This window comes from Paenibacillus wuxiensis (assembly GCF_040195695.1).
Classification (GTDB): Bacteria; Bacillota; Bacilli; order Paenibacillales; family Paenibacillaceae; genus Paenibacillus_B; species Paenibacillus_B suaedae.
Genome location: NZ_JBEFZI010000007.1, coordinates 483869 through 505612, shown reverse-complemented (window position 1 = coordinate 505612; position 21744 = coordinate 483869). Strand labels below are relative to the sequence as shown.

26 protein-coding genes and 1 pseudogene are annotated in these 21744 nt (G+C 48.0%); 4 read left to right on the top strand and 23 right to left on the bottom strand.

Annotation, left to right across the window (positions count from 1 at the left end):
* Nucleotides 1-85: 85 nt before the first annotated feature.
* The 6 genes from ABN764_RS18760 to ABN764_RS18735 form a co-directional block, all read right to left on the bottom strand.
* Nucleotides 86-445, bottom strand: coding sequence for a hypothetical protein (locus tag ABN764_RS18760; RefSeq protein WP_021256621.1), 360 nt, complete (start codon nt 443-445; stop codon nt 86-88).
* A 133-nt stretch (nt 446-578) separates the two neighbouring features.
* A complete protein-coding gene (locus ABN764_RS18755) occupies nt 579-827 on the bottom strand; it encodes a DUF3951 domain-containing protein (RefSeq protein ID WP_446672714.1) in 249 nt (82 codons plus the stop codon).
* 90 nt (nt 828-917) lie between these two features.
* Nucleotides 918-1697 (bottom strand): SDR family oxidoreductase, encoded by a 780-nt coding sequence (locus tag ABN764_RS18750; protein WP_021256623.1) that lies wholly within the window; start codon nt 1695-1697, stop codon nt 918-920.
* Between the two features lie 420 nt (nt 1698-2117).
* Entirely contained in the window at nt 2118-2435 is a 318-nt protein-coding gene (locus tag ABN764_RS18745) for a hypothetical protein (RefSeq protein ID WP_155987170.1), read from the bottom strand.
* 133 nt (nt 2436-2568) lie between these two features.
* Nucleotides 2569-3360, bottom strand: a complete 792-nt coding sequence (locus tag ABN764_RS18740) for a hypothetical protein (protein WP_021256625.1) — start codon at nt 3358-3360, stop codon at nt 2569-2571.
* 165 nt (nt 3361-3525) lie between these two features.
* Complete coding sequence (locus ABN764_RS18735; RefSeq protein WP_021256626.1) at nt 3526-4167, bottom strand: YitT family protein; 642 nt, start codon at nt 4165-4167, stop codon at nt 3526-3528.
* A gap of 650 nt (nt 4168-4817) precedes the next feature.
* On the opposite strand from ABN764_RS18735, the gene hmpA reads away from it, so the two are divergent.
* Nucleotides 4818-6032, top strand: coding sequence for an NO-inducible flavohemoprotein (gene hmpA, locus ABN764_RS18730; RefSeq protein WP_446672713.1), 1215 nt, complete (start codon nt 4818-4820; stop codon nt 6030-6032).
* A gap of 105 nt (nt 6033-6137) precedes the next feature.
* On the opposite strand, the gene ABN764_RS18725 is transcribed toward hmpA, so the two are convergent.
* The 5 genes from ABN764_RS18725 to ABN764_RS18705 form a co-directional block, all read right to left on the bottom strand.
* Nucleotides 6138-6707 carry a manganese catalase family protein gene (locus ABN764_RS18725; RefSeq protein ID WP_021256628.1) on the bottom strand — a complete coding sequence of 190 codons (570 nt, stop codon included), beginning with the start codon at nt 6705-6707 and terminating at the stop codon, nt 6138-6140.
* Nucleotides 6708-6758: 51 nt separating this feature from the next.
* On the bottom strand, nt 6759-7028 hold the full coding sequence (locus ABN764_RS18720) for a spore coat protein CotJB (protein WP_028531226.1): 270 nt from the start codon (nt 7026-7028) through the stop codon (nt 6759-6761).
* Between the two features lie 2 nt (nt 7029-7030).
* Complete coding sequence (locus tag ABN764_RS18715; protein ID WP_081677085.1) at nt 7031-7348, bottom strand: spore coat associated protein CotJA; 318 nt, start codon at nt 7346-7348, stop codon at nt 7031-7033.
* 197 nt (nt 7349-7545) lie between these two features.
* Nucleotides 7546-8079, bottom strand: coding sequence for a GNAT family N-acetyltransferase (locus ABN764_RS18710; protein WP_446672712.1), 534 nt, complete (start codon nt 8077-8079; stop codon nt 7546-7548).
* A 169-nt stretch (nt 8080-8248) separates the two neighbouring features.
* Nucleotides 8249-8761, bottom strand: a complete 513-nt coding sequence (locus ABN764_RS18705; RefSeq protein WP_446672711.1) for a Crp/Fnr family transcriptional regulator — start codon at nt 8759-8761, stop codon at nt 8249-8251.
* Between the two features lie 253 nt (nt 8762-9014).
* On the opposite strand from ABN764_RS18705, the gene ABN764_RS18700 reads away from it, so the two are divergent.
* Nucleotides 9015-9452 carry a YhjD family protein gene (locus ABN764_RS18700; protein ID WP_446672710.1) on the top strand — a complete coding sequence of 146 codons (438 nt, stop codon included), beginning with the start codon at nt 9015-9017 and terminating at the stop codon, nt 9450-9452.
* A 372-nt stretch (nt 9453-9824) separates the two neighbouring features.
* On the opposite strand, the gene ABN764_RS18695 is transcribed toward ABN764_RS18700, so the two are convergent.
* From ABN764_RS18695 to ABN764_RS18685, 3 genes and pseudogenes are all read right to left on the bottom strand, one after another.
* Complete coding sequence (locus tag ABN764_RS18695; protein ID WP_021256634.1) at nt 9825-10328, bottom strand: YhjD family protein; 504 nt, start codon at nt 10326-10328, stop codon at nt 9825-9827.
* A complete protein-coding gene (locus ABN764_RS18690) occupies nt 10325-11593 on the bottom strand; it encodes a DNA polymerase IV (RefSeq protein ID WP_021256635.1) in 1269 nt (422 codons plus the stop codon). The genes ABN764_RS18695 and ABN764_RS18690 overlap by 4 nt, the downstream gene beginning before the upstream one ends.
* Before the next feature lie 147 nt (nt 11594-11740).
* Nucleotides 11741-11951, bottom strand: a pseudogene (locus ABN764_RS18685) (Y-family DNA polymerase); the annotation flags it as partial.
* A 311-nt stretch (nt 11952-12262) separates the two neighbouring features.
* Here ABN764_RS18685 and ABN764_RS18680 point away from each other — a divergent pair.
* Nucleotides 12263-12994: an SOS response-associated peptidase gene (locus ABN764_RS18680; RefSeq protein WP_446672709.1), complete on the top strand. Its 732-nt coding sequence runs from the start codon at nt 12263-12265 to the stop codon at nt 12992-12994.
* A gap of 87 nt (nt 12995-13081) precedes the next feature.
* Here the strand turns inward: ABN764_RS18680 and ABN764_RS18675 are convergent, their stop codons facing one another.
* The 8 genes from ABN764_RS18675 to ABN764_RS18640 form a co-directional block, all read right to left on the bottom strand.
* Nucleotides 13082-13645: a DinB family protein gene (locus tag ABN764_RS18675; RefSeq protein ID WP_268624461.1), complete on the bottom strand. Its 564-nt coding sequence runs from the start codon at nt 13643-13645 to the stop codon at nt 13082-13084.
* A 63-nt stretch (nt 13646-13708) separates the two neighbouring features.
* Complete coding sequence (locus tag ABN764_RS18670) at nt 13709-14647, bottom strand: helix-turn-helix transcriptional regulator (RefSeq protein ID WP_446672708.1); 939 nt, start codon at nt 14645-14647, stop codon at nt 13709-13711.
* Between the two features lie 8 nt (nt 14648-14655).
* Nucleotides 14656-15048 (bottom strand): cupredoxin domain-containing protein, encoded by a 393-nt coding sequence (locus ABN764_RS18665; RefSeq protein ID WP_021256640.1) that lies wholly within the window; start codon nt 15046-15048, stop codon nt 14656-14658.
* 330 nt (nt 15049-15378) lie between these two features.
* The gene (locus ABN764_RS18660; RefSeq protein WP_021256641.1) at nt 15379-15666 is read right to left on the bottom strand and encodes a stage VI sporulation protein F; all 288 of its coding nucleotides are present in this window, start codon (nt 15664-15666) and stop codon (nt 15379-15381) included.
* A 169-nt stretch (nt 15667-15835) separates the two neighbouring features.
* Complete coding sequence (recG, locus tag ABN764_RS18655; protein WP_446672707.1) at nt 15836-17884, bottom strand: ATP-dependent DNA helicase RecG; 2049 nt, start codon at nt 17882-17884, stop codon at nt 15836-15838.
* 18 nt (nt 17885-17902) lie between these two features.
* Nucleotides 17903-18781 (bottom strand): fatty acid kinase binding subunit FakB, encoded by an 879-nt coding sequence (locus ABN764_RS18650; protein WP_021256643.1) that lies wholly within the window; start codon nt 18779-18781, stop codon nt 17903-17905.
* Between the two features lie 23 nt (nt 18782-18804).
* Nucleotides 18805-20547, bottom strand: coding sequence for a fatty acid kinase ATP-binding subunit FakA (gene fakA / locus ABN764_RS18645; protein ID WP_512699559.1), 1743 nt, complete (start codon nt 20545-20547; stop codon nt 18805-18807).
* Nucleotides 20548-20562: 15 nt separating this feature from the next.
* The gene (locus ABN764_RS18640; protein WP_021256645.1) at nt 20563-20922 is read right to left on the bottom strand and encodes an Asp23/Gls24 family envelope stress response protein; all 360 of its coding nucleotides are present in this window, start codon (nt 20920-20922) and stop codon (nt 20563-20565) included.
* Nucleotides 20923-21092: 170 nt separating this feature from the next.
* On the opposite strand from ABN764_RS18640, the gene rpmB reads away from it, so the two are divergent.
* Nucleotides 21093-21281, top strand: coding sequence for a 50S ribosomal protein L28 (gene rpmB, locus ABN764_RS18635; protein WP_005548278.1), 189 nt, complete (start codon nt 21093-21095; stop codon nt 21279-21281).
* 327 nt (nt 21282-21608) lie between these two features.
* Here the strand turns inward: rpmB and spoVM are convergent, their stop codons facing one another.
* Complete coding sequence (gene spoVM, locus ABN764_RS18630) at nt 21609-21689, bottom strand: stage V sporulation protein SpoVM (RefSeq protein WP_019424875.1); 81 nt, start codon at nt 21687-21689, stop codon at nt 21609-21611.
* Nucleotides 21690-21744 lie beyond the last annotated feature (55 nt).

The following is a 21744-nucleotide window of genomic DNA, read 5'->3' as shown; positions in this document are numbered from 1 at the left end:
ACGATTTTTAATGCCATAGAGAACATCTTGCACTGCTATTCCTTATTCAATTTCAGGCACAGTCTTGTGAATGAATGTAAGAGATTTACACTACGAACGTAGAGGTGAATTTGATAGGCATGAGAAATAAACGCTTCCGTATAACGAAGAAACAGCTGTGGAGATACCTAATAACAGGGGGCATACTAAAGGTGAATTCCTTGAAGAAGAGAATAAACATCACTACAATCTTCTTCACAAATAGCTGCTTCATGGCAGAGGTATGCCGTGAAACCGGTATAAACTGCTGCTCATGAAAAGACTTCGTCAGCTTGGAAGGATTGTTCCAGTTGACGCGATCTTCCTCGACCATAAACGTGGAAAATACCGAACACAAAAGCAGGAGGGCAACACACACAACACCAAGTATGCTGTTTTTCTCCCACTGCACACTCAATCTTGTCATATCGCACCCCCTGTCGTTAGTTAATCGTACATTTTTTTATTAGAAATAAAGATTATCATGCAGATCTGTATCAAGCAAGAAAGATCGAATATCCATTCTCTGGATGAACGCGATTCCGCTCAACTGCAATGGTTCACTTCGACGCTCGAGTCGACATTGCGCCAGATGATTGTGGATCCTTATCATCACCATGACCGTCCTGTACTTCATGATCTTCCTTCTCATCATGAAATTCCATGCTCGATTGCGCTGTAATATAATCGAAGGGCGTATAATGAACCTCGACCGGCTCCCGCTTCACGAATTGCTTGTAACCAACCCATCCTACGATCATCATCAGAAATAAACTAAACATGCCGGTCATAACTGTGAAATAGATCATTGCATCCTCCTCAGTCGCAGAAATGAGCGTTACTAGATACTACGCAGTACAAGTGGAAACGTTTCATTTTTTTCATAATCATTCATTCGTCTAATTACGGAAGCCCCCATCTGAATGGATAATCTGCCCCGTAATCCATTCTGCTTCGTCACTCACCAGGAATGACACTAAGCGCGCTGCATCCTCTGGTGTACCAATGCGCCCCGTTGGGAACTTCGGTCTTAAGAAGTCCTGCACGAATGCTTCCATTCCGGAATCGGTCGGACCAGGATCGATCGCATTCACCGTAATTCGATGAGAGGCCAGTTCAGCAGCCAACGAAGTAGTGAAGGCGGATACTGCCCCCTTTGAGGCTGCATAAGCCAAGTTGCCAGGCTGCGGTTCCTTGTCCTGCCCGGACACGAAGTTCACGATTCTGCCGCCTACTTCCGCTGCCTCAAGCCGCTTCGCGAATTCCACTGATAACATCATCGTTCCTCTTACGTTCACGATACAATGATGATCGATAATCTGTGCCGTCACATGGTGATGGTCGACCTCTATACAATGTGTAGCATTGTTAATGAGGATCGTGGGTCTGCCTAGGCGATTCTCGACTTCATCCAGCAGCCGAACAGCAGCATTGGCATCGAAGTAATCGAGCTCCATATGTTCTACCCGAACCCCGTATTCCCTAAGCTCCTGTGCAAATTGCTCTGGCCAGCTGCCATTCGCGTCCTCATAGCCGGTCTCCTTATCGTAGTGGCACAAGTGTGTAAAGAACACATCGACGCCTTTCGCTGCAAGCTCTCTGCAAATAGCTGCACCAATTCCTTTGGAGCGGCTTGCTCCAGTTACAATTGCAATATTACGTCTATTCTCGTTGTACATATTTATCGTCTCCTTATGGGTAAGGAACGGCAATCGCAAGCGTATCGGAGATGCCCATGTACCAAAAAAAGCAGACACCCATGGCGTCTGCTTGGTCAGTTCATAGCACTTAACCTTGCGTTCCTTGTAATGGGTATAAATAGACACACCTATCCCGTCATCGAATCTCGTTCGGAATGGTACGATCTATTCAGTTACGGCTCCATTACAAAGTCCACATATTAAATATGAATCCCCTCTCATACATCTCCTATGCCCTATTGTATGCCTACATTCGTAATATATCAAGGTTTTCTTGCCATCATCCGCCGCGGGCTGCACGTACTGTGCTTGGGATGAGCTCACTGTCAAAAAAAGAAGCCCGGCAGAATGCCGAGCTCCTCTTCTCATGCTTTGTGTCATTTCATGCGCCATTTTCAACTAGCGAACAAATCGCAGCCATACAATATCTCTTCCTTCATTGACCCCAATGCGCACGTTTGCTCCAGGATGAATACTTCGATACTCCTCACCTTGAAGATCAGTGGATCCAGTCAAGCGGAATACTTCCTCACGATCCCCCGAATGAATCGTAAGCCGCTCTGCCTCTATTGCCTTGACACTGCCTTCATATTCTTGCACGACAACAGCCGCCTTACCTGGCTCGATCATCGTGGAATTCACGAAGCCAATCGTAAATGCAGCGGTTCCACCAATAAGTACGATTACAGTTAGGACAATCCACATCCATTTTTTCATACGCAATTCCCCTTCTGACTGACTCGGTGCACATACCGCCTTTGCTCCATCAGCGTTTGCCTTCATTATAACATAGGCACTCATGTACCTCACCTTATCAATGACTACGGTGCTTATACTAAGTTCCTGATGTTTATCCTTGGGCAGAGTCAATCTGGGCAGGTTCGCCAAGCTCTAATACCGCCTGCTGCTCGGCAAGAATTCCTGTCATAATCGCTGCATACAATTCACCGATGACCGCACTGGATTCATTGAACGGCTCCAAGCCATCCATCGTCAATACACCGTACGTTCCAAGTGAAATGCAAATCAATGAGCGATAGGGACTCTTCGATTCTTGATTGCGTTCCCAATCCTCGTCTTTCAGCACATCTGCACATTGGACAGTAACCTGCTTACGAAAGGAACGTCCCGCTACAGAGCGATCGATATGAAGATGGCGCTGTCCAACATAATGGTTCGGGAAGCCAACCGAAGCAAGCTGTAGAATTAGTATCGGCTCCTCATACTTCCAAATGCCACAGCGATGATGACCGCCTGGAGCGCACTTCATATCTACGGCGAGCATATCCAACATCCGCTGCAGCAGGAAGTTCGATTCGTGAAGAACAGCATACGGGTCTGCCATTCCCCGCAACCCATTAAGCGCATCAGCGAACGGCTTCATATTGCGCAGCGCGGACAGCATTTGAGAAGATGCGTGCTCCGTGAGGCCTCCTGTCACTTGCAAATTGTCCACTTTATCCTGCAGTAGCTTCATTCGATCCTCCCGATTGAGCACCTCATGAATAACTTCGGTAAACTTCTTGTTAATATAGAGTGTCTTAATGAAATAAAACACCAATCCTGCCGCAATCACAACAGCAAAGAGCTGATATGACCATGCCGGCAGCTTGTCAAGCATCGCTTTAATGATCGCTTCCATATCGTCCCTCCTCTCTTACCTGTCCTTGGATCAAGAATATGACGGAGAATGAGCGAACATGCATTCTGCCTTTGATTTTTTTCGAATATAACAAGAAAGAACCGTTCAGTCCTCCCTGATCAGGAAGCAACCGAACGGTTCTCTGTATCCCAAACTCGTGCTTGATTATCCGTGTTGATGCCCAACTGCTGGTCGTACCGGGATGGAACGACTGCGTGTCGTGCCAATCTGTACCGTCCACGTAATTACCTTGCCTGCTATGCTGACAGCTAGTATCGTATACAGCGTGTCGACAAGCGGCAGGAAGAATAAGGACAGCAGCAATACCGCTATATCAAAAATAATAAATACTGTACCTATGCTTAAGTTCATCTTACGGCTCATAAATAATGCCAGAATGTCATCACCGCCTGAAGCGCCTCCATGACGCAGCACGAGACCTGCTCCAAGTCCTGTCAACAATCCAGATAGAACAGCTGCAAGCACCATATTACCGCCTAGATTCATATTCCATGGCGAAAAGCGCTCGCACATCTCGTACGTTAACGAGAACACTCCTGTTGCAATTGCCGTATTCATAATGAATGTCCGCCCTTTCAAAAACCAGGCAGCAATAAATACCGGAACATCCATGCATAACACGGTCAGCGCCGGCGACCAATTAAACGTATACTTGCCAAGCAGCGCTAAACCAACAAACCCGCCTTCAGCCAAATGATTCTGAAAATTAATGTGATAATAACTGAAAGCCAACAACATTGATCCTACCATCATCCAAAAAATCTTACGTAATTGTTCGTTCCCCATCTTCGTAACCTCTCGTTTCGTAATGTAGCCCTTCGACTAACCGAGAGGAGACGGATAGGGGTTCCTATCCTTCGAACCATCATAATTCACGCATCCTTCTCGTGTCAGTCTCCGTCATAGCGACAATTGACAAATCAACGAGAAGAAGCTAGATGTAAGAAAGATCATAACGTTTCCAGACTGTCCTTTGGGGTTTCATCCTTCGGGGACGCATTGGTATCCTGATCCTTTCTTGTTTTGTCTTTTGTATTGCTTTACTGATTGTATTATACCATAATGTATATTCCCTCTAAACCAATCCCATTCTGCAAATATCGCTGTCGTTCGGATTTATTTGCAATGAACTGCTCCGAGCTTGGCATAGTCCTAGTTAAGATCGATATCCTCCCTGATTTCCTCCGAATTACTCACAAATTGGACACTTTTACATTTCATTTTTCAATTTTGTCCTATTCGTTGTTGCGTTCCTCTTCTGTTACTCCTCTATTTTTTCATCATGTTCATAAAGCTATCATATTTAGTGTGCGCGAGATCACATTGTGACGAATATCACATCTATAAAATAACAGCATAAACACTGTGATGCCGCATGCATTCGTTCATAATCTACTGCGCATCGTATGATCGTCATTAATAAGGAGGAAACTCTTATGTTACAACCTCGCACGATTGAAATTGTGAAATCTACAGTTCCTGTATTAGCTGAGCACGGCTCTCAAATTACAACACGCTTCTATCAGCTCTTGTTCAGCAATCATCCAGAGCTGCTTAATGTATTCAACCATGCCAATCAACGACATGGCAAACAGCAGATGGCACTTGCCAATGCGGTCTATGCCGCTGCAGCGAATATTGACCGATTGGAGACAATCTTGCCAGTCGTACGCCAAATTGCCCAGAAGCACCGGGCACTTAACATCAAGCCAGAGCACTATCCAATTGTCGGCAAGCATCTTCTGCTTGCTATCAAGGATGTACTAGGCGAAGCTGCTACTGATGACATTATTGAAGCCTGGGCAGAAGCATATGGCGTTATTGCCGACGTATTTATTCAGGTAGAGGCAGAAATGTACCAGGAAGCCGAACAGCAAATCGGCGGCTGGTCAGATGTGCGACGCTTCCTCGTTGTCCGCAAAGTGGAGGAAAGCGACATGATCACCTCCTTCTACTTGAAGCCTGAGGATGGACAGCCAATCTCCTCCTTCCTTCCTGGCCAATATTTAACGGTTCGGGTTCAGCCGGAGGGACATGAAAATACCCATTATCGCCATTACAGCTTGTCCCAAGCCCCTCAATCCGATACTTACCGCATTAGCATAAAGCGCGAGAGCGGCGGCGAACATGCACCTGCCGGCATCGTCTCCACCTATCTGCATGACGAGGTGCAAGTAGGTGATGTCATCGAAGCGACTGCACCTGCTGGCGATTTCACGTTGAAGCCAGGTACGGCCCCAGTTGTGCTGATTGGCGGCGGTGTTGGGCAGACACCTCTTCTCAGCATGCTGCACACGCTGGCGGCAGCAGAACCGAAGCGGGATGTCTATTCGATTCAGGCTTCGCGCAATCAAGCGGCGCATGCTTTTGGTCAAGAAATGAATGATCTAGCCGCTCAGCACAGCCATATCCATACTTTCTTCTGTTATGAGAAAGGCAGCGAGGCAGAAGCTTCTGTTCACACCGGCTTCGTGGACGCGCAGTGGCTTAGCTCCATCGTTCCCGCTTCCGTATGGGAGGATGCGGACATTTACTTCTGCGGCCCAGAACCATTCATGAAAGCCATCTATCGAGCAGTGAAGCAGCTTGGGGTTTCTCCTGAGCGTATTCATTACGAATACTTTGGCCCAGCAGGTTCCTTAGAAGTTTAAACCGCAATGACGACAGAAGGGACACTTCTTGCGCTCAGCAAGGGTGTCCCTTCTTCATGTTCGTTATCCGAATCTCTCAACATTCTCTATATACATCTGCGGGAATTAGAATACTTTTTTCAGTTCCCGCTCTTCCTTCAAAATCTCTACAGCCTCCCGGAAGCGCAAGGAGTGCACGACTTCCCTCTCACGCAGGAACTTCAATCCATCCTGCAAGTCGACATCATCCGTCATGTCGATTAACCATTGATACGTAGCACGCGCCTTCTCTTCTGCCGCAATATCCTCATACAGATCCGCGATCGGGTCGCCCTTGGCCTGTATGTAGGTCGCCGTCCATGGATCACCAGCCGCATTGCTGTAGAACAGCGCTTTCTCATGCGCTACAAAATGTGGCCCCAGCCCTGCATCTTCCAGTTGTCGCGGTGTTGCATCCTTCGTCAGCTTATATACCATCGTGGCGATCATTTCGAGGTGAGCAAATTCCTCGGTCCCAATATCCGTCAACAGCCCAATTACTTTATCTGGTATCGTATACCGTTGGTTCAAGTAGCGCAGCGCCGCTGCCAGCTCTCCATCCGCCCCCCCATATTGCTCCATCAACAGCTTCGCCATGCGAGGATCACACTTGCTGACACGTACTGGATATTGCAGCTTCTTCTCATAGATCCACAATTCCGCATCCCCTCCTGTCCATCAAGTTATTTGCCGCCTGACGACACACTGCTAAACCTGCCATGGCCAAGGCGTGGTAGCCCATGTAAATGGACAGCCCGAATAAGAATGGCCGAAGTTCATAAGCGGGCCATACTGCTCTTGGAACTGATGGGCAACCTTCATTCGCTCACTAACGTAGTAATTGAACTGCTGAATCGCCTGCAGATCTCCCGGATGAGTGTCCAAGTACAGATTCAGCTCCAATAATACGAAGTCGATTACTTGCAGCTGCTCCAAGCTTCTGCGGTATTCCTCGGTTTGATAAGGATGTACACTCATCGTCAAGCTTCTTCCTCCCCTCGCTGGTTTCTGCGGGAATGGTACGGGCTGTATAGGGCAGGCCATAAGGTTCCACAGCGTAGTGCCTGCGCAGGTGGAAACTGTGGGAGATTAGGCGGCTGGAACGTGATGAACTGGTTGATGGGTACGACAAAGACGGAATAAGGCAGTGGCGGACAGGGGTCACACGGACTTCGGAACGGGAAAAATACACGCTCCTGCGGCACAGCCTGTTCCGTCGGACAACAGCCGCTTCTCTCTTGCTGTCCAACCGGAGGCAGATCTTCTGAAGCTAAATTTCGCTGTAATTCGTGTTCCATGACACTCTTTACGCCTCCTTGCATTCATGTTCGCATTTACTCGATCTCTTACTTGTATGTGAGAGTAGGAATGTCCCATGTACATAATTTAAGCCAAGATGTGACAGATCTGCTTCTCTGTACACCTTGGCTTTGTTGGCGGTATAGGAATGAATGTCAAATGATAAAGAAAGAGTGTTGAGCTTCGTTTCTGTCGCTTACGATACAATCCCTTTGTTGGTGATGCCGTATATCGCTTGCTGTTCGCTAAATCTTTGCACCGTATCCCGGAAGCTCATGCCGATTCGTTCCAAGAGCCTGCATGAGGCCTTGTTCGCAGCTTGTGTTTCGGCGATCACTTCAGGCAATCCTAGTCCGCGAAATGCGTAATCAATCACTGCTGTAACTGTCTCTGCCGCATATCCAGAGCCCCACCATTCAGGCAGGAGCTCATAAGATACCTCCGTACTAACGCCATCATGGTGCCTATCCAGAGAAATCAACCCGATAAACGCATTCGTTTGCTTTTCTCTAATGATCCAGAACGAGGCTCCTTCCTGAGAAGCAAGCATTCTGCGGAAGCTGCCTGTAATCGCCTCTTCCTCTGTCCATGCCCCGCCCAGATATTTGCGTACCTCCTCGTTCACATACAGCCGTCTTACATTATCATAGTCACTTGCTTGCAGCTTGGTAAGTGTACAACGTTTCGTCTCAAGCAACATATAGCCCTCCGATATGATTATAGGATTCAAAATGATCCTCCTATTAAAGCACACTTGGGTGGCATTTGAAATCCCATCCTATATCTTTATTTACATAGATCTATATCTACACCGGCACGAGCCCTCACGGCACAGCGCTTGTCAGCTTCAAATAGTTCGCGCATGTTTATGTAATTCCTAAGCATGCATGTTATCCATTCTACCCGTGTTGACCCTGACGAAGAAGCCGATTTACTGTTTCCCGCCGCACACCAATAAATTGGCCGATTTCTTCTTGTGTCAATAATTCGGTAATAGGCATCGTATCCGCATAGCTTCTCAGCCATGCTGACAACAGCTCTAGTCGTTCATTCGGTGTCCCGATAGTCAAATGATCAATGCGCTGCTGCATGAAACGCAGCTTATCTTGAAGCAGCTTCGCAACATCCAGCGCCTTGTCCGGCTGCTGCCGCAAGCCTTCATACCACTCCTCAGCCGGAATCCGTTCCACGACCGTCTTAACCATCGCGATCGCTGTTCCGTGACATTCCTTCGGCGTGATTAAGGAATGATGCGGGACGATTTCGCCCGTGTATACGAGGTTGAACAAAATAATATTGCCGTTTTCATGCAAGCGTGTAACCTTGCACAGCCCGCTTATAATGCGGTACAAATACGTTCCTGGATCTCCTTGTCGAAATAAAACTTCTCCCCGATGCAGTGTCATAATCATTTTTGCTGCCCCCCTAATTGCCGTTCCGTCTATGAATGCTGCCGCATTCGCACGTATGTTGTACCTATTGTACCGATTTCTCACCCTTTTGACCACGTTTGGTTGTTGAAATGCGAATGTTTGTTCGGTATTATGGATATAATAAGAACAAGGGTTCCCCTTCTGTTCTTTTTAAATAGATGTCTCATGCCTCACACGACATGAGGCCATGCATATGGCACACACGCGATATATACAAGGAGGAAGAACGCGCATGGGCACACCATTCGCATCGAACGGCTCTCCCCCCCACAACGGAGAAGATGCCTACATTGTCAAGCAATATATTATTCAAACGCTAATCTTGGATGTGCTGGAACGCGACATTGAACGGATTGGAGCCTCTAATTTGAAGATGGCCGACATCTACACACAATGTCTAAGACAAGCGCAAGATAATGTTTCTCTCGATTTGTACCGCCTACGCAAACAGTTTCGCAACCGCGGCATTAAAGTGTATGAGGAGGAACGGCTTGAACATGGGATTCGTGTCCAATACGTATGCCGAGGCTATCAACATTCGTTCTACATGCTGCGCGGCTTGATTCGTGCAGAGGTGAAGAACCGCATGCAGGCTTACTTGAACATTGCCGCCTCCCAAGCTTCGAATCCAGACACAAGTATGGGCAGTCCCCTTTCTCGGCACCAATAGGTTTACAGCCCCATATTCACCGCTGCCTCATCCTCATCTTATCCACTTCCTCAGAACAATGCCCCTTGGTTAAGGACGGAGCAGCCGCTCTTCTGATGCTTGCTAAGGGGCATTTCTGATCACGTGCTTTCCCAGCATCGTCAATGAGACAGCCCGCAGAATTCACTGCATCCTCGAACCTTCGATTGTTGGAGTCTATCCCCTATTAACGCTGTGGATGAATACACAATGGAAAAGATAAAAACCTGTTGAGGATTTCTCAACAGGCTAACCAGTCCCGAGTTGGGGAAATTGGCATTCTTCGTTATGGCTTTGTCAGGCTTAGAAGTCAAATTAGGCTCAGGTGCTCTCTTTCTTCTTCTCTTGACTCGATTAATAACGCGGCTCTATTTCAACTAAGTTGCTTAATTTAGTGGTAAGTCTGTCCGTGTATCGAGCTAACCTTCTGCTTATCTCCATCTTCATGTACTCTTTCGTTATATGAAAACTATCCTCATAGCCATGGTACGCATAGTGTAATATCATTGTACTATCATGCTTCTCTTCATCTACAATACGAATTTCTTTTTTCAACATCTCCTGTCTTCTTTTGGACAGGTCGGTAGAGATATCATTTGCAAGGATTTGAGCAGCCTTGGTATACAGAGATTTCAATGTCTCAGAGGATCCCTTCATTTCGTGAATTTTCTTAGTTACCATCGTACACATCACCGAAAGTAGAACATAATCGCGCATTAATTCAATATCTTCCCTCTTTGGCTGGTTTAACTCCCCGCTTGACGTATCACTATGCCTTCTCAACAGAGCCTCCCGATGTTGCGGTAACATCATCCGGCTGGACTCCCAAAGACCATTCTTTTCGAGCTTTTTACTCATTTATAATGCCCCCCGATTTTCAGGGATCTCTCTACCGCTTGACCTGCATAGGTAAGAGAAGAAGCTCTGATAATTGCCGCATTGCCATATCGATCCTTAATCATATCCGTCACCTTATCCAGTGCTCTAGCTCTGACTTGATCTTCAAAGAGCGTTAGTTGATACTGCTGGTCATCTTCCAATGTGCTTAGCATAACACCTACACGACGTACAGGCATTCGATCCCAATATTGATAAAAAATTCGCTTGACCATATCAAATACTTTATTTGTATGATTCGTCGGATCCGGCATTTTCATTTGGCGTGAGAATCCTGTGGGCGCTTCATACGGGCTGCACATGCAGCTTACGGTTACGACCCAGCCCATATACCCTTTTATCCGACAATCTCGGCAGACTTCCTCCGTCAACTCCAACAGGATAGTATCGATCTCCGTAGAATGCACATAATCCCTGGGCAGGGTCATCATGTGACCAATCGATTTGGGAGGTGTTTGAAATGTACCCGGTGTTACCGGACTATCATCCAAGCCGTTCGCAGTTCGCCACATCACCTCGGCATGAATATCCGACTGTTTGCCGAATCGAGCTCGAAATTTATTTTTGAGCTGGGGCAATGGAGTTCTCGCAATATCCCCAATCGTAACTATCCCTAGTTTCGCAAAATGCTTGCACATTCGAGATCCAACACCGAACATTTTATGAACGGGCTCTTTCCACAGCATGGTGGGAACGTCGGATGGATGCAAAGTAAAAATACCGCTTTTATTTTTTTTGGCCCAAATATCCGTTGCCGTCTTAGCCAATATTTTATTGGTACCGATCCCGATTCGAATCCGCACCCCTGTCTGGAGCATTACCCGTTTCTGGATTTCCTTCGCAATGGTGATTGGATCACCAAAAATGGATTGACTGGCTGTCACATCCAAAAATTGTTCGTCAATACTAAACACTTCAACCAAATCCGTAAACTCTTCATAAATCTGAGTAATCATCAATGAAACATCGATATAATGCTGCATACGAGGACGCATAATGATGAGATCGGGGCATTTCTTGAGTGCTTCACCCAACCGTTCGGCTGATGTCACACCAAAACTTTTAGCGATCGGGCACGCGGCCAGAATAATCCCTGAACGACGTGTAGGGTCACCAGCTACTGCTACTGCTTTATTTTGATATTCTGGATGATCTGCTTTTTCTACACTTGCGTAGAAGCTTTCGCAATCGGCCAAAAATATTACCCTTTCCCTTTTCTGACTCACATTAAAGCCCTCCAATAGTTATAAATCATATTACATACACAATCACAAAATAAGAACGTATATTCCTATTGTATGACGAACGTACATTCGTTATGCAAGTAATTGGCTGCCCGCCACATCCAAATGCTGTTCATCCATACGGGGCTAAACAACAATAAGGTCTGCACATTTACTAATGACTTCGCCAAGCCGAGCCACTCCGCTGTATGACACCATGCTTCTTAGTTGTAGGGCAAGCTGCCAGTGCGATACCAGCACGACGAGCAGGATCGCCTACTACAACTAGCAGACGATCCTTGTATTCAGGGTGTGAAGCCTTCCCCACACTCGCATAGAACGATTGACAATCTGCCAACATAATAACTCGTTCTCATGATTTATTCGGTTTGCCATCCACACATCCTTCACCCCACCGAGAACATTTGTTCTTATATACACAGAATACCGAACATATATTCTCTTTTCAACAGGGATATTTTGAAAATTTGGATCGAATAGCGTCGAGCAGGTAAGGATCTACTGCGGATGGCGTATAACTCCAAATTCACGCTGAATGTATGTAAAGTTTAAGTCGTTTCATGTGACTGAGGGATCACCTCACGGGAAGGAAGAGAATGTGATATGATGAGATCACCATAGGATAGAACGGACAAGAGAGGAAGACGTAACGTGTGTGGACGATATACATTAACCGTGACCATTGAACAGCTAATGGCGCACTATCTGCTTGATTCAGGAGCCCTCGTGCCCTTCCATGAGCCGCGCTACAATATTGCGCCGAGCCAGCAAGTACCTGCTCTGATTCATGATGGTACGAAGCTGCGGCTTGGACCGCTTAAGTGGGGCCTCATTCCAGCTTGGGCGAAGGACGAGAAGTTCGCTGCACGAACAATTAATGCGCGCGCCGAAACCGTTCGGGACAAGCCCGCCTTCCGCCTCCCATTCCAGCGGAAGCGGTGCATTATACCAGCAGACAGCTTCTATGAATGGAAACGAAATCCAGATGGAACGAAGCAGCCTATGCGTATTAGACGCACTGATGGCGGTATTTTCAATATGGCAGGATTATATGACACATGGGTCAATCCCAATGGGGAGAAAATCAGCACCTGCACGATCATCACGACGACTCCGAACGAGCTGATGGAGCCGATTCATGATCGAATGCCGGTTATTTTACCAGAGGATCAGCTGTCATTCTGGCTTGATCGCCGAATGACCGACACTGGGAAGCTTCAATCCGTTCTCCTTCCCTATCCGTCTAAGCTAATGGAGGTCTACCCTGTCAGCGCTAAGGTGGGGAATACACGAGTGGACGATCCCTCCTGTATCGATCAGATAAGCGAGCAGCACCAAGAGGAGACACCAGACAGCGTCCCCCCTACCTTATTTACGCTATAAACCTATCGCTAGCATATAGCAGTATCACGCCATGCTCCTTCATCTCGCAATCGCGCACCTTAGAGCATCCGATACTCCGATGCTCATTCAATACGAGGCTGATGGAGTTCCCCGGAGAAATTCCGCCAGGCGTCCCCGCTGCAGAGCATGGTGACGGAAGTGCATATCCACAAGCAAGTACCATTCCATCGCACTCAAGTAACCGAAGCCTGGATGCATCGTTCTATGATGCTCTGGAATCGAAGCTATAACAGGTTCAAGTTCGTTCATGCGCCGCAGTACTGCCTGCATGCCTTCTACAATCTCCTCCTTGCTGGCGGGTTGAGGTGGCGTATATTCTGGAGAGGCTGGCACCTTCACACGAATAGGAGGGATGCTCCCAGCCGCGAAGACCACACTGCCCTGCTGCGTCTTCTCCAACTGGTCACTGCTAGCTGCATCTGCAGTCATGTCGCGGCATACTTCCACCTGACGAAGCTGCATAAAGAGCGCAGAGCGGATCAAATGCATATAGACCTGCCCGAGCGACCACTCCTCCTCGCTTGGCTTGCGTGTAATCTCCTCCATATTGTAAAGATCAAGCTCTTGCACAACCTGCTTCACTGATTCCTCTAGGCTTAACAGTGACTGATGCGGGGTCATATTTGTCATTAGTAAAGCTCCCTTCGAACGAATATACCCCTACTATACGCGAACGCTACTGACAACAGTATGTCAGTAGCGTTTTAACTGCTGCAATATTTTTTCTGCCTCAAGGCGGACAAGCTCTGTAAGCGACTCCGGTTCCAATACAACAGCTGCCGAACCCCACCCTAGAATCCAACCAAGCACATCTTCAGCTTGTCTCACTCGCAATGTCACAAGTGCCCCTTCTGGATGTTCCTCCATGGTATCGATAAAGAAATATCCCTGCTCCTTCACACGCTCAGCGGCAGCGGCGTGCAGAAGCACACGTACAAGGAGCTGGCGATCATCTGTCGGCTGATAAGACTGTAGGGAGAATTCGGGCGGACGAGTGAATGATTCATCGAGCAGTTCTAAATCCTGTATGCGACTAAGTCGGAAATGTCTAAGTCCCTGTCTAAGATGACAATAAGCCACCATCGACCATGTTCCTTTGATATGCACAATCCCGTAGGGATCTACCTTGCGAACATGTTCTCTACGGCCATCGTCCCCTTGAACAGGCTTCACATAGCGGAAGCGCACACTTCGCTCCTCCATTACAGCACGCCGCAGCAGAGCAAGTCCTTCTGCATGCGCAGAAGGGGCAATGAGCTTCAAGGAAGAGCGCATCCGTTCCGTATCTTGCCGTACCGATTGTGGCATGACTGATTCAAGCTTGCGCCGAACGGATAGAATCGTATCTTCATGGGCCCTTCCGAACTGCTGCTCCATATAATCTACGCCAAGCAGAATCGCCTCTGCTTCCTCTGCTGTAAAATGAACAGGCGGCAGAAAATAGCCATCCATGAGCGAGTATCCTTGGCCGGGAGCTCCGATAATCGCAACCCCTGCTTCACAGAGCGCCTGAATATCGCGATAGATTGTACGGACACTCGTCTCGAATACAGATGCCAGATCCTCTGCACGCAGCGTACCTCTGCGCTGCAGCTCCAGTACAATCGCCATCATGCGATCCGTCTTATTCATCGCTAGCTTTACTCTTCGACAACAAGCTCGCCCTTCATTCCATCATGGCCAGAACCGCACATGATCGAACAATGGAACTCAAATGTACCCGCCTTATCTGCTGTGAACTCGGCAGTTGCGCCATCTTCCTGCAGTTCTACGTTGTAGTCCTCCAGCTTCAGACCGTGCAGACCCTGCTTATTGCTCAGCGTCAGCTTCACCTTATCGCCCTTCTTCACCTTAATGGTTCCAGGTTCGAATTTATAATTCGTTGCCTTAATGGTTACCGCACCTGTCCCTTCAGAGGAAGTAGCCGTCCCCTCCAACTCTTTGGCGGAATCTTTCGCCGAGCCGCAGCCAGCAAGAGATACAGCCAGCAGCATGGCAGCTAATGCAGCTGCGCCAATTTTCATCTTCTTCATGTCATTCGCCTCCACATATAAATTGATTAAGAAATGTCAATCATCTACAAACGTTATACCCCTATATAAGCATATTTTGCATGTACGGATCGCAAAAAAATCGAAGTGTGCCGAATTCGTCACCATTGCAAGGCCATTTCGTGAGCAATGTACTCGATGATCATCATTCTCTACTATTCAGAATCCTCCCTAGACCTATATTGCTGCAATGAAGCCAAACCCTATTAACCAGCATAGATCCGGCATAACGCACAAGAAGCCCAGTCCTCCTAAGAGAACTGAGCTTCTGCGTATAACTATAGAACCAAGGCTTCAAGAAAAGGGCGTGTATCAGCGGAACATCCCCCATAGCTTCAATAAATGGAACGTATTGTTCGGATCGATCTTCTGCGCAATGATAAAATCAGCGAACTGATCCTCCTGCTGGCTCGTTAGCGGCTCATTGAGCACCTTCGCGATTTGCTTCATCAAGCGCTTAATTGTCGCGCGATTTTGCAAATCTGCCTTGCTCAATCCTTCGACAAGCTTTTTCACACGATCTTTCGTCACCGGATTTTTCAATTTCAGCTTTATTCGCTCCACCAGCTGTGGGCTAATGCCATATTTTACATAACTCATGCGGGCAGCACCTCCAGAACATATCCTGCAAATCCATGCAAGTTCAAAAAGGTTGGTTATCAAAATCATGCGTTTTGAACAACCTCTAAACGGAATACTGTTCCAATATATGCTTGCCCGCTTGTCTACTATCCGCCCGTTTTCAATCTATCCGCACTACTACCATCGACTAATCGAGAAGCTCCCCTTGGAATAGCTGCTCCTGCTGGGCAGCATCGCGGAGCGGAGCGTATTCAAGCGATGTCCAATACGCCTCAGATCGGATAAGCTCTGCTGCATCATCCCGCGCCTGTTCCAGCACAGCGAAGTCGCTCGACATATCCGCGACCTTGAAGTCTGGCATCCCGCTCTGCTTCGTTCCGAAAAAGTCGCCAGGACCGCGCAGCTCCAGATCGCGCTCTGACAATTCGAAGCCATCGTCTGTTTCCGTCATAATGCGCATACGTTCTTGCCCAACCTCCGACTTCGGATCCGCAATGAGCACGCAATAAGACTGATGCTCGCCGCGTCCGACACGTCCACGCAGCTGATGAAGCTGAGACAAGCCGAAGCGCTCTGCATCCATCACGATCATGAGCGTCGAGTTCGGTACATCAACACCAACCTCGATTACAGTCGTCGATACAAGTACATGAGTTTCTCCTGTACTGAATGTGCGCATGACCTCGTCTTTCTCTGATGGCGTCATGCGGCCATGCAGCAAGCCAACATGCAAATCCGGAAAGGCTTGCTGCATTTGCACATGCACATCAATCGCATTTTGCACATCCAGCTTGTCCGACTCTTCAATAAGTGGACAAATAATATAGGCTTGGCGACCAGCGGATACCTCACGACGGATGAAGCCAAGCACTCGATCCATCATGTCATGCTTCACCCAGTATGACTTAATGACTTTGCGTCCTGCAGGACGTTCACGGATTGAGGATACATCCATATCGCCAAATGCCGTAATCGCCAGCGTGCGCGGAATTGGCGTCGCCGTCATCAGAAGCACATCTGGATTCATCCCCTTGCGCCGCAATATACTCCGCTGATTGACACCGAACCGATGCTGCTCATCTGTTACGACAAGGCCGAGCTTCCGATAATGAACATCATCCTGGATAAGCGCATGCGTCCCAACCAAGATATCGATCATGCCCATCTGCAAGGAAGCAAGCAGATCCTTCCGTTTCCGTCCAGTCAAGCTGCCGGTTAACAGCCCAACCTCAATGCCATGCGGTTCGAACAGTTTCGTTAGCGAACGCATATGCTGCTCCGCTAATATTTCTGTGGGCACCATGAGCGCTCCCTGATAGCCTGCACGTACGGTAGCGTACAGGGCAACAGCGGCAACAACCGTCTTACCAGAACCAACATCACCCTGAAGCAGACGGTTCATGCAGGTGTTGGCCCGCATATCACGTAAAATATCGGTTACAGCCTTCTTCTGGCCATCTGTAAGCTCGAAGGGAAGACTGCGGACGAACTCGCGAATTGTCGCATTATCCACCTCATGTGCAACGCCGTCGGCACGCTCGCGAGTCACCGCACGGAATACATGCAGCTTCAACTGGAATAGCAGCAGCTCCTCGTAGACCATTCGTCTTCGTGCTTGCTTGCCTTCCTCCGCATCTTGCGGCATATGCATCGCTCGTACTGCCTGCTTGCGCGGCATCAGCCGATAGCGCCGCATCAATTCCGGGGGCATTAGCTCAGGAATTGCTTCTCCGAACTGTTGGAGCGCTTGGGTGATCGTCTTGCGCATCCATGTCTGCGTAATCTTGCTGCCAACCGAATAGACCGGCTGCAAGGTATTCTTACGCCCTCCCCCACGGTCAGAGAATTCGGATGTCGACACCGTCATTTGCAGCCGGCGTTGATCCCACTTCCCTGTCAATACAATCTCCCGGCCTTGTGTCAGCTGCTCGCGCAAGTAATGGCGGTTGAACCAGGTGGCCGTAATGAGCCAATCTTCTACCATCACCTTGCAGGACAAGCGAGACTTGCCCCCAAATCGCTGAAGGACAGGAGCACTCATCACCCGTCCCTCAACAGTTACTTTCTCTCCATCCTTCAGCTCGCTAAGCGGACGAAGATGAAAATCATCATAACGATATGGAAAATAATCAAGCAAATCAGCAACGGTAGAGATGCCAAAGGCGTGAAGCTCTTGTTGTTTCGAAGCGCTCACGCCTTTGATCATCGTAACCGGACATTGTTTAAGTTCAATCATAATTGCACCACACTTACCCTATTGCATAGATTCGGCAGTATCCGTATCAGCGCGCCACATGAACACAGCGCCTACGCCTGTTCCGACGTGGGTGCCGATAACGGCTCCGATGGCCGTATATGACAAGGAGCGAATATCAAACCGCTCCTTAATCGCTTCCATTAGTTCATCTGTTGCAGATTGGTCACTCGTGTAGCCCATCACGACATGAACCGGATGGCCTCCGTGATCCCGCTCCAGCAGTTCAACGATGCGTGCAACAGCACGCTTATGACCGCGAACCTTGTCCACTGCACATACTTCACCTGCACGATCTACAGACAAGATAGGCTTAATGTTTAGCAGAGTACCGAACATCGCAGCAGCTTTGCCGATACGTCCGCCTTTATGCAAAAATTCCAATGAATCCACTAAAAAGTATAAAGAGCGCTCCGCTTGATAACGATCAATCATGGACAGTATCTCGTCCTTGGATTGACCTGCTTTCGCCATGCGAGCCGCCTCAACGACAATCAATCCAAATCCATAAGAGGCTGACATCGAATCAATAATTGTAATATCCGCCTCATCCTCGATCATACTCTTGGCGAGAACCGCAGATTGATACGTTCCGCTGAGCGCTGCGGACAAATGTATCGAAATAACTTGGGTGTCTGATTCTGTAGTCAAACGCTTATATACATCCAAAAACTCAACTGGCGAAGGCTGAGATGTTGTAGGAAGCTTGTCAGCTTGCACCAGCTTCTCATAGAACTGTTCCGCGGTAATCGTTACAGAATCTTTGAACATATCCTGACCGAAATGCACCTTGAGCGGAACCATCTCGATTCCGTAGCGTTCACGCACATCCTGCGGAATATCCGCTGTACTGTCCGTTACGATACGAATATGACTCATACAGAATCCCCCTCCACATTGTCCTACTCTACGGAGATGATATAGGAATAGATTGGTTGACCACCTTGATGCACTTCTACTTCAGCGTTCGGATATTGCTCGCTGAGCCATGCAACAATCGCTTCCGTATCCTCGTCCTTCGCTTCTTCTCCTGTAAGAAGCGTCACGACTTCCCCATTGTTCTCCAACATCTTCGTCATCAGCTGCTGCAGCGTATCCGCAACCGATTCCGTCGTCGTTACGATCTTCCCGTTTACAATACCCATATAATGTCCAGCCTTAATTTCCAGACCATCCAACGTCGTATCACGCACCGCGTACGTCACTTGACCAGACGTAATATGAGCGATAGCGTCCTCCATCGCACAGCGGTTCACTTCCAAGCTCTCGTCTTCTTGGAAGGCGAATGCCGCTGCAATCCCTTGCGGAATTGTCTTGCTGACAAGTACTGTTACATCACGTTCCACGATTTCTGCAGCCTGCTTCGCAGCCATCACGATGTTAGAGTTGTTCGGCAAGATGAAGATATGCTGTGCCGAGATCGACTCAATAGCGTCGATGAAATCTTGTGTACTTGGGTTCATCGTTTGTCCCCCAGAAAGCACAACGTCTACGCCCAAGCTGCTGAAAATATCCCGGATGCCATCGCCCATTGCTACAGCGATAAAGCCATAAGGTGCAAGTTCTTCAGCTGGTGGCTCTACCAAAGTGGATTCTACAGCTACTTCCTGTACAGGAATTTCTGCAAATAATTCAGGCATAGCAGACACATCACCGTGTTCGCCATGAATGATCTCACGGTGCTGCTCACGCATATTCAAGATGTGCATTTGCGTCAGCTCTCCATATTCCATGGCCAGATCGAATACTTCACCTGGCTTGCGGGAATGAACGTGAACCTTAATGATCTCATCATCTGGAATCACAATGATCGAATCCCCATTTTTGGCAAGCGCTTTCCTGAAATTGTCTTCATCGAACGGCTTAGTTACTCCGCGCGTACGATCAATGAAAAATTCCATATCATACAAGAACTCAATATCTTCCGTATGCAGCTTCGCTTGTGCAGAAGCATTCACATGCGGAGTCGCTGCTCCGGATGGTATATGAACGGCTGCAGACGCAGTCGACTCATGGAAAGAACCATCTGCGGATTCCAGAACAGCCAAGAAACCTTCATAAATGTATACGAGGCCTTGTCCACCGGAGTCTACAACGCCTACTTGCTTGAGCACGGGCAGCATATCCGGCGTCTTCGCTAATGCTTCCTTGGACTTCGCCAATACCTCACGCATAAACTCCGTCAAATCCGGAGTACGACGAGCAATTTGAACAGCGTACTTGGCTGTTTCCTTCGCAACTGTCAGAATCGTCCCTTCAACCGGCTTGACGACAGCCTTATAAGCGGTATCAACACCACTCTGCATCGCATGGGCGAACTGAACCGAGTTCACCTCATCCAAACCAGCAACACCACGGCTAAAGCCGCGGAACAATTGAGACAAAATAACACCCGAGTTACCCCGGGCTCCCATTAGCAATCCTTTGGACAAAACTTCTGCCGACTTGGCGATGGATGCAGACATCTTCGCTTTCAGTTCAGTAACGCCTGCTGTCATCGTCAAATTCATATTCGTTCCCGTATCCCCATCAGGTACCGGAAAGACATTTAATGAATTGACATGCTCTGCGTGGCGATTCAGACTGTCCGCACCACTTAGCACCATATTGGCAAATTGTGTTCCATTTAAAGAACGTATATTCAACGAATATTCCCCTTCCTAGCTTAATACGCGTACGTCTTGGACAAAGATGTTGACTTGCTCGACTGACAGGCCAGCTACATCATTCAATACATATTTCACTTTCTGTTGAATGTTGTGCGCCACTTCGGATATTTTCGTTCCGTAGCTAACAATAATATATAAATCGATATGTAGCGCATCTTGCTCCCGGCGCACTTCGACACCACGCGTCAGATTTTCGCGACCAAGCAGCTCAGCAATGCCGTCCTTCAACTGCTTGCGCGAGGCCATGCCCACAAGTCCATAACATTCCATTGCCGCTGATCCGGCGATGACTGCTACGACCCCTTCGGAAATATTCACAGCTCCGAGATTGGTATCCAATTGAATGGCCATGGTTGTTCCACCCCTTTTTGTGAGTATTATGGACTAATCAACATTGTACTATAATAGAAAACAGAAATAAACAAAGTTTTTGATTCAGTTGACGAGGCTTTTTCATATATGATATCATATTTGAGTATTTAATTGTATGAGGGTTGTTTTGGGATAAGGAGGTGTAAGGCATGGCTCGCAAATGTTATGTAACGGGGAAGAAACCTGGATCCGGTAATCACGTGTCGCACGCGAATAACAAAAACCGCCGCACTTGGGGCGTTAACGTTCAGAAGGTTCGCATCTTGGTAGATGGCAAACCTAAACGCGTCTACGTGAGCACACGCGCTTTGAAAGCAGGTAAAGTGACTCGCGTCTAATCCCATGTAAGATATACAAAAAGCACCTTGACGCGATCAGGTGCTTTTTTTCATATCGGGATGAACTCCTCATTGACATCGTTCAATGGGGAGTCTTTTTTTGATTTTTCCTTATTTTACATGAAATGACATGATTTTTTATGCCATCTCGCAGGAAACGGTCGGACCTCCGAACGGGACGGAACAACCGTTTCTGCTGCATGCCGGAACCCGCTATCGTTCATATATGTGCTGAGCCTGTTGCTCCGTTCCCGCTGCCCTTCATATACGAATACGTTCGGGTGGTGGATGATGGATACGGATTCAGCATCATGGCCGCCAGGAACGTCAGTTTTTTTGAAACGTATTTAAGATGGCCTTGACGAAACCTCCCAAGAACTTAGGCAGCTTAAACGTATAGAACTTCATACTCCACCCTCCTCGTCATCTCATCTACCCTACACTTCTATTCCCGACATGTCCG